10 protein-coding genes are annotated in these 12,115 nt (G+C 47.1%); 2 read left to right on the top strand and 8 right to left on the bottom strand.

The features are described from left to right. Positions 1-162 precede the first annotated feature (162 nt). The 3 genes from ACBR23_RS27380 to ACBR23_RS27370 form a co-directional block, all read right to left on the bottom strand. On the bottom strand, positions 163-1,263 hold the full coding sequence (locus tag ACBR23_RS27380; protein ID WP_371120798.1) for an ArsA family ATPase: 1,101 nt from the start codon (positions 1,261-1,263) through the stop codon (positions 163-165). Between the two features lie 145 nt (positions 1,264-1,408). Beyond that, on the bottom strand, positions 1,409-1,609 hold the full coding sequence (locus ACBR23_RS27375) for a DUF2862 domain-containing protein (RefSeq protein ID WP_340519022.1): 201 nt from the start codon (positions 1,607-1,609) through the stop codon (positions 1,409-1,411). 188 nt (positions 1,610-1,797) lie between these two features. Further along, positions 1,798-2,736 carry a glutaminase gene (locus ACBR23_RS27370; protein ID WP_371114513.1) on the bottom strand — a complete coding sequence of 313 codons (939 nt, stop codon included), beginning with the start codon at positions 2,734-2,736 and terminating at the stop codon, positions 1,798-1,800. 536 nt (positions 2,737-3,272) lie between these two features. Here ACBR23_RS27370 and ACBR23_RS27365 point away from each other — a divergent pair. Beyond that, on the top strand, positions 3,273-3,623 hold the full coding sequence (locus tag ACBR23_RS27365) for a hypothetical protein (protein WP_341737533.1): 351 nt from the start codon (positions 3,273-3,275) through the stop codon (positions 3,621-3,623). A 36-nt stretch (positions 3,624-3,659) separates the two neighbouring features. On the opposite strand, the gene ACBR23_RS27360 is transcribed toward ACBR23_RS27365, so the two are convergent. Both ACBR23_RS27360 and pap read right to left on the bottom strand, forming a co-directional pair. Beyond that, a complete protein-coding gene (locus ACBR23_RS27360; RefSeq protein WP_341737532.1) occupies positions 3,660-4,652 on the bottom strand; it encodes a YdcF family protein in 993 nt (330 codons plus the stop codon). A 166-nt stretch (positions 4,653-4,818) separates the two neighbouring features. Beyond that, on the bottom strand, positions 4,819-6,306 hold the full coding sequence (pap, locus tag ACBR23_RS27355; RefSeq protein WP_371120799.1) for a polyphosphate:AMP phosphotransferase: 1,488 nt from the start codon (positions 6,304-6,306) through the stop codon (positions 4,819-4,821). A gap of 518 nt (positions 6,307-6,824) precedes the next feature. Between pap and ACBR23_RS27350 the strand changes: the two genes are divergently transcribed. Continuing rightward, entirely contained in the window at positions 6,825-7,784 is a 960-nt protein-coding gene (locus tag ACBR23_RS27350; protein WP_371120800.1) for a GNAT family N-acetyltransferase, read from the top strand. A 170-nt stretch (positions 7,785-7,954) separates the two neighbouring features. Here ACBR23_RS27350 and ACBR23_RS27345 read toward each other — a convergent pair whose 3' ends face one another. The 3 genes from ACBR23_RS27345 to ACBR23_RS27335 form a co-directional block, all read right to left on the bottom strand. Next, complete coding sequence (locus ACBR23_RS27345) at positions 7,955-9,463, bottom strand: hypothetical protein (protein ID WP_371120801.1); 1,509 nt, start codon at positions 9,461-9,463, stop codon at positions 7,955-7,957. Between the two features lie 5 nt (positions 9,464-9,468). After that, positions 9,469-9,864 (bottom strand): hypothetical protein, encoded by a 396-nt coding sequence (locus ACBR23_RS27340; RefSeq protein ID WP_371120802.1) that lies wholly within the window; start codon positions 9,862-9,864, stop codon positions 9,469-9,471. A gap of 696 nt (positions 9,865-10,560) precedes the next feature. Continuing rightward, the coding region (locus ACBR23_RS27335; RefSeq protein ID WP_371125715.1) for a CHAT domain-containing protein at positions 10,561-12,115 on the bottom strand (1,555 nt) is incomplete at its 5' end.

The raw sequence follows: 12,115 nt of genomic DNA, 5'->3' as shown, positions 1-12,115 counted from the left end.
CCAAGGGGGGAAGGGGGACTTTGATCGGACTCCTGTCCCCCCCTTCTTAAGGGGGGTTAGGGGGGATCTGGCCTTAATCGTCAAACAGTAGTCTGTGACAGGGTTTGGCCTTAAGTTGACACCAATGAGGGGGGGTTCTTCCTTCGCGGTTCAGGTAATCTACTAAAAAGACACAATCAAGTAACTATTCAAGAACTTAGCCCCTGTAACAGATTTTCCAGTTAACTGCGGAGGTAATAAAATATTGCGCCGCTGATCTCCTGCTTCGATCGTCACTTCTGGCCCCGATTGAATCAATTTAATTTCTTTCTTGTCAAATCCGGGCAAAAATAAACTAACTTGACGCTGTGCAATATTAATCTCGATCGGCTTAGGAGCACTTGTCGCCTCAGCAAAATCTGGCAAAGCGTCAATTAGCCCTTGCCAATTATTATCACTATGGGCCGGCACCGCAACTGCTGTCAAAGGAGCAAAATCAGCCGCCAGAGTTTCTGTCACCGATGCTTGATTGACAATCACACCGCCGACAGTCAAACCAACTTGTTGAGAACTTCCCCACAGATAGCGGGCTGTGCCGATCGCACTTGCATCCCCAGTCGTCACCAAATAAGCCGCCGCGCGGTTTGGATTTGCCAAGATTTCCTTGCCTTTATCCAAAAAATTATCGACTTGCTGAGTAGACTTAGTGGCATTGTCCCCCGACATATCCACAGTTAACACCGTAGTAATCAACGGTTGAATAAACGGCGATAAAGCTAAAGTTTTACCCAAATCGGAATCTATCAAAGCTTTACGGAATCGCCGGATGTACCAACTCAGAATTTCCGGCATTCCCAGCATCCGCAGCGTATCCATGCCGCCGGTACCATCATAAACGATCGCATCATATTGTTTGCTATCGTCATATTCCCGAAGTTCGTTCAGGGCTAAGGCGCTGTCCATTCCCGGCAACACCCCCAATTCTTGGCCATAAATCTGCTTGAAAAAGGGTGTGCGGACATATTGGGCTTCCAGTTGTTTAACCTCGTCCCATCTACGTTCCAGCAGCGGCGCGCTTTGCACCTGAACTGCTTTGAAATTCGGGCTGATTTCCTGGGGAGTGGAAGTTAGGGGAGTTCCCAGCAAAATCCCCAATCCCGGTCCTGGATCTTGACTCAGCAGCAGAACTCGCTTGCCTTGAGCCGCATATTTTTTAGCAGTTGCGATCGCGATCGTGCTGCGGCCAGTGCCGCCTTTGCCCAAAAATGTCAAAATCAAAGCCATTTTCTGTTCTCACTGCCAAAGCTTACTATTTAACATTTAACCGCAACTTTCAGACCGAGTGGGGGAGTGGCAGAGTGGGGAAGAGGAGTTCTTCTTCCTTCCCCCCTTGGGGGCAGTAGGGGGGGCTTCTTCCTTCTTCCTTCTGCTAAACAGCTTCCAGTTCGTCTTCAAAAAACCAAGTCGCAAAACCGTCAAACTTGACAACCACCCCTACTCCACTGCCGTCAACCATTCTGAAACCGTCAACCGTACCCACTGGATTAGTTTTCAACTTGCTCACGATATTTGCAGGTATCCGATCTCTGAGACGGCGCACCTTAACTTTCTGTCCTACTTCTATTGCCACGCTAAAATGTTCTCCTGCTCTATATTACCTATATTCCACAGTCCATTCTACCGTTGCCCGTCTACATCGGAACAGCTCTTTTCCCTGATTCCTCCCCGCAAAAAAAACCGGTTTCTTGCAAAAATTGTCCTTTTTTCCACCAATCCTGACGCAGAAACCGAGTTTTTGGTATCCCAGGGTCAGCCTGTCTAGTCAAATACACTCAGTCCCAAAGATTTCGCTATTCGTTCCAACAGGAATAAGCCACCTACAGAATTTCCCTCTTTGTCTAGGGGCGGACTGTAACAGGCGATCGCCCCTACACCCGGAATCACCGACAATACAGCCCCGCTAACTCCCGACTTCGTAGGCAATCCTACTTGCAACGCCCAGCGTCCCGATGCTTGATATAAGCCACAAGTTGCCATCAATGCTTTGACAGTGCGGCCGTGTTCTGCCATGGTGCGATCGCCCTTAGAGACCAATAGCATTCCCAGCTTAGCCAAAGCAGCCACATTTCCCGACAAACAACAGACCCGATTGTAGGTTTCCAAAGCAATTTCAGCATCTTGAATCACACCGGAATTTTGCATTTCTAAGGCCAGGTTCCGATTATTTTGATTCGGATTTGCCCTCACGGAATCTAACATTAATTCATCCATAAATAACTGAATATTTGCCTTTTGATTCAGCCAAAGCAGCAGGTTTTGACAGCGAAGAACCGCATTTTCACCAGGGAGCAGAGATGCCAGGGCGATCGCCCCGCTATTAATCATCGGATTTCTCGGCTTCCCCAGGTCTATTTCCAGTTGAGCCAGGGAATTAAAAGGCAGTTCCGAAGCTTCGCAGCCAACCCTCTCAAATACCGCTGTTTCACCCAATTCACAAAGCAGATAAAGCAGCACAAATGGCTTGACTACGCTCATCAGCGGGAATATTTTATCTGCCTTACCAAAGCCCCAAAAATCACCATCAATTGACCTAATTTGTACTGCAAACTCACTTTTATCTGCTTCAACAAGCAGGGGTATGTACCCTGGCATTTCACCGGACAGACTGCGATTAATAGCCTCTGTTGCCCAAGCTTGCAGTTGCTCTGGTTGCAGACGAGATAGTTTGGTTGTGGGTATTTTCAAAGTAGGTGACATATTTTTTCAATCTGACAGCAAGTGCGATCGACTCACATCTTGCACCATTCTCATGCATCCTGTAGGGGCGGGTTTTACCAACAATAATTGCCTAAAACCAATAATCTCGTAAACCCGCCCCCACCCAACGGCAAATCGCCATCTACCTCTTTGCCTGGTAATGCAGATCCATCGGCTCTGCCTCCAATTTTCCTGCTAGAAGAGCGAGGCAGAGCCTCTGGACATCGGTTCCCAGGCTCTTCCTGGGAACCAGTTAAACCAGTTAAAAATAAATTTTTGTAGAAAAACCCGTATTTTGCATAAAAACCAGCCCTTGCTCCCGATATATAAGTAGCAGCTTCAAAGCAAAGTTGTCAACCGACAACAACCAGCACTAGCTGGAAATGCCTTCAGGTTGTCATTTTCAATACCCAGCAAGGGTTAGGGGTACTTCTTTAACTTAATTCTCTCAGAGTAATTCAGAATCCTTCCCGAAAACCCCCCGAACTTCTGAGAAATTACTATCCAACCGTATCTACCAAAAACAGGACACAAAAATGGCAGACGAAGCACCTAAACCAGAACCCGCAAAACCAGCTCCCATGATATTTAAGGGTGTTTGCAACGACGGAGTTCTCAAAGGCAAAGAGATTGAAGGCAAACTAGACATCAAAGTCAACGTCGAGTCAGTCAAAGCAGTAGAAACAGCCAAGAAACCACCAGCCCCTGGATGGGAAACAAATATTTTTTGGGTGCTGTTTTTATTAGTTGCCAACTTAGCAGCAGGCGATCCGATCGGTATGAGAAAATATAGCTCCCCACAAAGGTCTCCTTCTAGTCAGATGTTAAACCAATCTGGGGAGCAGTCACTGTTGGCTAACCACACTTCGACACTTCGACTAAGTTGAGTGTCCCCCTGCGCTCAGTGACCGTTAGATGCCATTTTAGGCGCTAGGAGCCAGCCAGCCACGCAAAAAGTAATAAAAAGACCCAAGATATTCATCGAATACTCGCGTCGTAGTTACCAAAGCTTCTGCGCTGGGCAGAAAATCAGCCGCATCTATACGCAACCTAGACTTCCCTCCTGATGTGGGTTGAAAAGTGTAGAAATCCGTAGCTCTCGGAATCACTCGGATTCCCACATCAGCAAAAGCTAGACTAGCACGGCGCATCTGAATCGCAGAAGTAACAAGCAGTACCTTCCGTTCCACGCCCCGACTATCTAAAATTTTTCTGACTTCTTCAGCGCTGGTGCGTATGTTCCTACCGTTCTCGTCGAGAATGATGCTGCTGCGAGGAACACCCATGTTGCTTGCCAGCAAAGTTTGGATATCCTTAGCTTCGCCAGTATAACTCTCTAACTCCGGTCTAGGCCCTGCGGTAACGATGACCAAAGGTGCCAATTGCTTCCTGTAAAGCACAGCAGCATAGGGCAAGCGATTGCCTGTATCTGTCAGTTGAATAGACACCCGGTTGGGAATATGTGGCTGAGTCGTGCCCTTACCCAACAGGACGATGGCCGCAGCAGTTTCGTCGCAGCAAGTTGTGTGGACAGCCGCTGCGGCTTCCCGTTCTGCTTGGTCGGCGAACCACAACGCCACAACGGGCATACTCGAAAGAATCAAAACTAGCAGCGCTGCCAGAATCATTCTCGGTGCCGGGTTGCGGATGCCACCGTTGGTGATCAATGCCGATGCAATCACCAGCAACGTAATCGAAAAACCTAGCGGCTTAAAGAAGAAAGCCACTAAGCCGAAAATCGCTGCTCCCACGGGCGTGTCGGGGGCAAAAAAAGCCAGCAGCAGAAGGCTGATGAGCAATAAAACGCGCAGCCGGTCTAATAATGGATTGTCTTTGCCTCCTGACTGATCCCACCAAGATTTGACCAGTGAGAACAACAGGAATAGAAATAGAATTCGAGCTAGCAGTACAAACATCTTGCAATATTGTCTGTATTTAGTTAGTGGGTAATTGATAACTGGTAATGGTTGATTGGTAATTGGTAATGAGTCGAGCCTAGTCAGGGAGAATTGACAATTGAAGCCTTTTGCCTGCTACCTGCTATTTTTTCCCCTTACCTCTCACCCATTCACCGCTGCCAATTTATCGGCGTTTCAGTTGATTCCGAATTGCCTGCGTTACCGTTTGAATTACTTTAACACGAGCATAATACTTGTTATTGGCCGCAATTGGTGTCCAGGGAGCAGTGGGGGTACTCGTGCGCTGAATCATTTGATTCACAGCGACTTCATAAAAATTCCACTTTTGGCGATTGCGCCAATCTTCCTCAGTCAGTTTGTATTGTTTAAAGGGATTATTTTGTCGTTCTGTAAATCTTTTTAGTTGCTCGTCCGGGCTGATGTGTAGCCAAAACTTAACTAAGACACAACCGTAACTGGTGAGTTGCTCCTCGAATTCGTTGATTTCTTGGTAAGCTCGACGCCATTCCGGTTCGGTGGCAAATCCTTCGACTCGCTCGACCAAAACTCTACCATACCAACTGCGATCGCAAATGCTAATTTTCCCCGCCGTTGGTAACTTCCGCCAGAATCGCCACAGATATTGGTGAGCTTTTTCTTCCTCTGTCGGTGCCGCAAAGGGATTGACTGTATAACTGCGGGGGTCTAGGACGTCCGTCAAGCGTTTGATTGCTCCTCCTTTGCCCGCAGCATCCCAACCTTCAAACAGCACTAACACAGGTATTTGATCTTCGTCAATACTTTGTTGCAATTTGCCAAAACGGGTTTGTTCTTCCCGAAGTTGCTGTTTGTACTCTTCTGGGGGCAGCGATTTAGTTAAATCTACTTGGGCGAGTAAGTCTGGTTCCGTAGGTTGTAAGTGTTCTTGATGTGGCAATTGTATCGGTGCTGATTGCATCGTTTGTCTGTCTAAAGCTTCTGTAATGGTTGAGGCCATTTGCGTTAAAACCTTGACTCTCCCCCAACGTTGACAGTCACCTTCTACTAAGGTCCAGGGTGCCGGCCCCGTGCCGGTTTGGGCAATCATTTCTTCGGCAAAAGTTTTGTATTCTGCGTATTTTTTGGCTTGTTTCCAGTCTTCGGGGCGCACTCGCCAAGCTTGTAGGCTGTCGTCTTCTAGTTTTTTGAGCCGATGTTTGAGCTCTTTTTTGCTCAGGTGTATCCAAAATTTGGCCATTGCTGCGCCGTCATCTACCATCTGGCGCTCGAAGGCGTTGATTTGTCTGATGACTGTGGGTACTTCAGCGTCTGATAGGCGATCGAACAATCGGTCTTCTAAAACATGAGTGTACCAACTGTGATAGAAAAAACCAATCTGGCCGCGGGCGGGGAGTTTTTGCCAAAACCGCCACAAAAAAGGATAGCCCAGCTCTGCTGCTGAGGGCGGCCAAATCGGGTGGACTGCAAACCCCCGCGGGTCCATATAGCCCACCATTTTTTTGACTAGGGCTCCTTTGCCCGCCGCCGCCCAACCTTCGAGCACAATGATGATGGGCAGTTTTTTTTCCCAGCAAGCCTGTTGGAGCGATCGCAACTGCTGCATTAAAACTTCTATCTTGGGATCATAGGTTTCTTTGTCCAGGCAGATATCTAAATCGAGGTTGTCGAGCATATTTACCTTCTATCAGTCAGAAATTATAGTTTAACGTTAGTTTAACGTTTGGCTAAATATCACCATCGTTAATAATAGCAGCACTCCCCTGATGGAAAACTTGCCAAAAATAACCACTATGGTTATAGTTGAATTAGATAGCAAAAGTAAAAATCAACGACCCAGTGGGGGTGACAACTTCTTTACTTAGCTTAACCAAGTTTATTCAAACGATAGTTACTCCAGCACCAAGCTCGGTAACGCCAGAGAGCGCTGATTAAATCTAATACTCACATCCAAAACTAACCCAAAAGGGCCAACCTATTTTTATGATTGCGCTATGAGATAAAACCTGAAAGCCTGGGTGATATAAACAGGTTTCTGAGTTTTATCAACACCATTCTCCAAACTACTGTCATTGCTTATAGAACAGGCATCTTACCTGTTACTGACATTTGTGAAAAATGTCCTAATTCCTGTACTCATTTGTCAATACCCACTAATAGCAACATTCCGAATTTACGGATTGTAAGTTTTTTATGACTACCTTAAAAATGCGCTCCTACCGGGGCGAAACCGACTGGTGCGCGATCGCCAATTTGATCGACGCTTGCGAAGCAATCGATAAACTCGGCGAAGAAGTCTCCGCAACGGAACTAAAGCTAATCTTAGATGCACCCAAACTGGACAAAGCCCGCGATGTCCAATTGTGGGAAGATGGTAACTACAAACTTATCGGTTTGGCACTTTTAGATATGCCAGATTCCCCCGATGAAATAGAAGCTTGTCTCTGGTTTTACGTCCATCCCAATGTACGGGGTCAAGGCTTAGAAAAAGACATCATTAACTGGGGAGAAACACGGCTGGGCGAAGTAGGAAAACAACGGAATTTACCAGCCAAATTACGGATATATAGCCGTGAGGATCAAACCGACGAAATTATACTATTTGAAAAACAGGGCTTTGGAGTCGATCGCTATTTTTGGACCATGGCCCGATCGCTTTGTGATCCCATTCCCACACCGGAATTCCCCGCAGACTTTGCGCTGACACACGTATCAGGCGAAAAAGACATCGAACCTTGGGTAGAGATGTTCAACCAATCATTCATCGATCACTGGAATCACCACGACTTAACGGCGGAAACCGTGCGTTACTGGATGCAAGACCCCAATTATCAGCCAGAATTGGACTTAATTGCCATTTCGGGCGATCGTAAATTTGCAGCTTTCTGCGACTGTCAAATCAAACCGCAAAAAAACCCCAATAGCGGCACAAAAAACGGCTGGATTGAATTATTAGGTACGCGGCGCGACTATCGGAAAATGGGTTTAGGAAAAGCCATGCTGCTGGCTGGTTTGCATAGGTTAAAAGCCGCCGGTGCAAATACAGCGAAACTCAGCGTCGATGCTGACAGTTTGACAGGTGCGACAAAGCTTTATAAATCAGTAGGTTTCCGCCAGATGGAAACCTGGATAGAGTGGGCTAAGATTGTTTGATAGTGCCCAGAAACCGGGTTTTTGCGACAGACTTGGTGACAACTCCCAAATTCAGCAAAAAACCCGGTTTCTTAGATTGTGGGAGAGTGCCCAGAAACCGGGTTTTGGCGACTGATTGGGTGACAACTCCCAAATTTGGAAAAAACCCGGTTTCTTTAGTTTTGATGCGCTTAATCCGAACCAGGTGGAATTGCTTCGACAGATGAGGATTGAGCCTTGAGATGGCGCTTCGTGAAAAACCAAGCCAACCATCCCAAGCCACCACCGCACAAACAACTAACTACAACAGCAACAATGAAGGGATGAGGCGGTAACACAGGATGTTGGGGAGAGGGTAAAACCCAAGGTTTTTCGATTAAGGGATAGCCGGCGGCGAGGATTCCCGCAAAGCCGACTCCGACACCGATTCCGGTACCGACTGATTGAATCGTATTTTCTAAATCCCGATCGCGCTTCTTCTCACCTTTCTCACTATCCTGTAAAGTTTGTTGTAATTTGCGATCGGACTCAGCTTGGTCAATGTCCACCAAACCCCGAATACTAGAAATAGCTTGATCCAGTAATTGAGAACCCGGTTTAGAATAATTCAAATCAGCTTGGATTTGCAACTTAAAAGTTTCGCTTTCTCGTTCCGCAAACCGACCAAATATATCCAGTTCATCCTTTACTTGACCTTGCAAACGCTTCAATTTCAGTTGATAATTTCGGGCATGAATATTCAGAGTATTCAAACAATCTTCAAGATTCCGCAGTTGTGAAGTATATTTCGGAACAGTTTTCAATAGTTCCTTGAGTTGAGTTTTTAATGCCGCCAAATCCAAATTATCTGGCAACTTTGACTTGCTTTCAATTTCTTCTCGGATTAATTTATCGAGTTGATCCGAATATGTGCGACTCTTTTGGAAAACATTCGTGATTTTATGATAGTATAAGAATAGTTCCGGCAAATCCCAATATATCTCCTTGAGTTGTTCCGAAGTCGCATCAGAAAAGTAGAACAGCACAAGATAGCGAGTTTGCGATTTTTTCGGTCGGCTAAATTCCAAAATACAACCATCTAAGAAATTATCAGCTTGATAAAAATCAGGAAAAACACCACCGAATAATTGCTTGAGCAAATTTTCCCCATGAGTTTTTAAGTCTTCCGGGTTAGTTGGCTGGGATTGAGACAGATAAGCCGTGATTAAGTAAGTTTCTCCGATAAAATGCGGGTCATTTTTGAGAGTCAAACATTGATTCGGATTGAATTCCCCAACTTCAGTTAATTGTACCCCATCAAAACCTTCAGCTTGCGGGCGAAAAATATTGATTAACAAAGCGTAGGTATCGCTAAGTTTCTGTGGATAAACCAACAAACGATATAAATATTTAGGTTGAATCGGATTTTGGTTTTTATCCTTACTAGAAAGCAACAAGAATTGTCGCGTACCTGGTTTGCCGCTAGTCAGTAATTCGCAGTTATCGGAGTTAGGCAAATTTTGCCTAACCTGTGGGAATGAATCGGGAAACTTCAGCTTGTCACTAAAATTATCCTTTAAGATTTTCTCATATTTGTACTGAAAAGTTTGGGGAGATTCATTGATGAGTTCTTGGGAATCTAAATATGAGCCAGATTGCAGGGTGAATGCAAACAAGCTAACATTTAAGGCATAATAAATTGGATCGGATTCGTTGGACATTGCGGTTAATCTGGTTCGGGATTACTGGGTAAATCCTGGTTTGGCGGTTGCTGATTGTCCTGAATCACCTTTTGGATTCTGTCCCGATTCCGAATAATCTCCGCGTCACCATCTGGGGCTGGAAGCGGAATATCTATGTCATCGTCACCAACGATATCGCCGCGAACTTTTGACACAGTTTTCAATGCTAGATCAATTTCTGGATATTTTTCGCACCAATCTAGAATCGCTAAAGCAATTTTATTTGGCTTATTAATTGTATTTAACTCTAAATTGAGTTGATTGAGGTCTTGCCAAATCGCAGCATTAAATAGTTCGCTTGTTTCCTTCTTGGCTTGTTCCACTTCCAGCAAGGTGAGGAAGTCGAGAATCGTTGTTGAAGCATTAGAGATATCGTTCATTTTCCTAAGTTATTTGTGTGTTGAAAAATCGTCATTTAACTGGTTCCCCGGCTCTGCCTGGGAACCCATGTCTAGAGGCTCTGCCTCGTCCCTACTACCAGGAAAAGAGCGAGGCTACTAGGCAAAACGGCATTGCCCATTAGTGTCAACTTAAGCCTGAAAGCCGTGAGAAATCTGGTTTTTACCTGAGTCTAGATCCCCCTAAATCCCCACCCCCCCCTAGCCCCCCCCAAGGGGGGAAGGGGGACTTTGAGAAAGTTCTTGTCCCCCCCTTCTTAAGGGGGGTTAGGGGGGATCTAGGCCTAATAGTCAAACAGCAGTCTCTGACTACATTTGGCCTTAAGTTGACACCAATGGGCATTGCCGTGTCCTCCTCTGCCATGTTGCTTAGATACCAATCGCACAGAATGCAGCCCAATATTGAGGATCAGCAAAAGGTGGATTCGGAAAACTCCGACGCAACGAAATATCAATATTTTAACTGGTTCCCCGGCTCTGCCTGGGAACCCATGTCTAGAGGCTCTGCCTCGTCCCTACTATCAGGAAAAGAGCGAGGCTACTAGGCAATTTGGAGGAGGCAGAGCCTCCGGATCTGCGTTACCAGGCAGAGCCTGGTAACGAGTTTATACCAGTAGTAGGGTGCGTCGCTCAATAATAATTGGAAGCAGCGAGAGTTACTCGTGGCGACGCACCCTACTAGATACCAATCGCACAGAATGCAGCCCAATATCTAGGGTCAGCAAAAGGTTGTTTCGGAAAACTCCGACGCAACGAAATATCAATATTATCAACTCGGTCTTCTTCCATGTTCACCTCATTTTGCAACCAGGCCAAAAAGTCTTGGCGTGTAATCGTTCTCAACCAAATTTGAGCAGCTTGCAAAGCTTGACAAACCGACAAATCTTGGTTCTTCAGATTTTGATAAAAACGAATCATCAGAAAAGCCGTCGAAAAATCACTGACACGCCATAAACTACTAACCACATTACTAGCACCGGCATACAGAAAACCGCTAGCTAAACCAATATATTCATCCGTGATAACTCTAGTTACCAATCCAGTTTCGCAGGCCGAGAGACTGACCAAGCGACACAAAGGCAAATCCAGACTAGCAAAAATTTCCTTCAGTGTCAGGCATTGAATATCAGTCCGAAAACGCCGACCATCACGCAGAGTAACATAATCGCAGCGGTCTTTATCTTCCTCCTGCCTTGGTAGGGGCGGTGCCCCCGTGCCCGCCCCAGCCTGGGAGGGTTCCTCTCCCTCTTCCTCCTGCTTTGGTAGGGGCGGTGCCCCCGTGCCCGCCCCAGCCTGGGAGGGTTCCTCTCCTTCTTCCTCCCCCCTTACCAAGGGGGGCTGGGGGGGTTCTTCCTCTACCTCCCCCCTTACCAAGGGGGGCTGGGGGGGTTCTGCCTCTACATCTTGCTCCCCCCTTACCAAGGGGGGCTGGGGGGGTTCCAATACCCCAGAGAAAACCAAACCCGAATTCAGCGGATTCGCCGAGTTGAAACTGCCGTGACACGAAAAATGGGCGTAGTGGGAATCACTTAATTTCTTGAGAGTGGCTGGGGAATTAAAAGCGACTTTGGTAGCTTGGCGGCGCTTCAAAATGTGGGCGTGGGGATTGAAGCGGCGGGAAATCTCTTCAACTTCAATTTCGGTGTAGCGCAGGTCTTCCGTGGGATTCTGGATGGCGAACAGAGGCAGAATATCGTTGATGGGCGGGCGTTTTCGTTGATGCAAACGTTCCAGAAATTGGCTGCTGGGGCTGTATTGGATGCCGTTGGTATAAAGGTCAAGCCAATAGCCGGTTTTGGTTTCGCCGTTGGGGAGTTTTCGGGTTGCTGGTAGGGCGTGTAGCGGTAGCAGGTGTAAATCGCGGTGGGGAATTAGGATCAGTTTTTCAATGGTTGGGGGTAAAGCGGCCAGGATTTGGTTGAGTTGTAGGGATGCGGCTAGGGTGACTAGACGGTGGCTGAGGGCTTCGCCCCAGGTGGGTTTGCCGTAGTCGCTGAGGTAGGTGGCGATGTCGCTGTTGAGTTGTTGATGTTGTTCGGGGGTGAAGGGGATGTGGTGGATGTGGAGATCCCCCCCTAACCCCCCCTTAAGAAGGGGGGGGACTGGAATGGCTTCCCCTGGGATTGGAACCCCCCCTAGCCCCCCCTTGGTAAGGGGGGGGACTGGAATGGCTTCCCCTGGGATTGGAACCCCCCCTAGCCCCCCCTTGGTAAGGGGGGGGACTGGAATGGCT

The organism is Microcoleus sp. (assembly GCF_041354475.1).
In the GTDB taxonomy this organism is placed as follows: domain Bacteria; phylum Cyanobacteriota; class Cyanobacteriia; order Cyanobacteriales; family Microcoleaceae; genus Microcoleus.
The sequence above is the reverse complement of the archived record's forward strand: the minus strand, read 5'-3'. Positions and strand labels throughout refer to the sequence as shown.

Coding starts and splice junctions, on each gene's coding strand:
- pap (WP_371120799.1), bottom strand. CDS start 6,306: ATGCTCGACAACCTCGATTTAGATATCTGCCTGGACAAAGAAACCTAT.
- ACBR23_RS27380 (WP_371120798.1), bottom strand. CDS start 1,263: ATGGCTTTGATTTTGACATTTTTGGGCAAAGGCGGCACTGGCCGCAGC.
- ACBR23_RS27365 (WP_341737533.1), top strand. CDS start 3,273: ATGGCAGACGAAGCACCTAAACCAGAACCCGCAAAACCAGCTCCCATG.
- ACBR23_RS27350 (WP_371120800.1), top strand. CDS start 6,825: ATGACTACCTTAAAAATGCGCTCCTACCGGGGCGAAACCGACTGGTGC.
- ACBR23_RS27340 (WP_371120802.1), bottom strand. CDS start 9,864: ATGAACGATATCTCTAATGCTTCAACAACGATTCTCGACTTCCTCACC.
- ACBR23_RS27370 (WP_371114513.1), bottom strand. CDS start 2,736: ATGTCACCTACTTTGAAAATACCCACAACCAAACTATCTCGTCTGCAA.
- ACBR23_RS27345 (WP_371120801.1), bottom strand. CDS start 9,463: ATGTCCAACGAATCCGATCCAATTTATTATGCCTTAAATGTTAGCTTG.
- ACBR23_RS27360 (WP_341737532.1), bottom strand. CDS start 4,652: ATGTTTGTACTGCTAGCTCGAATTCTATTTCTATTCCTGTTGTTCTCA.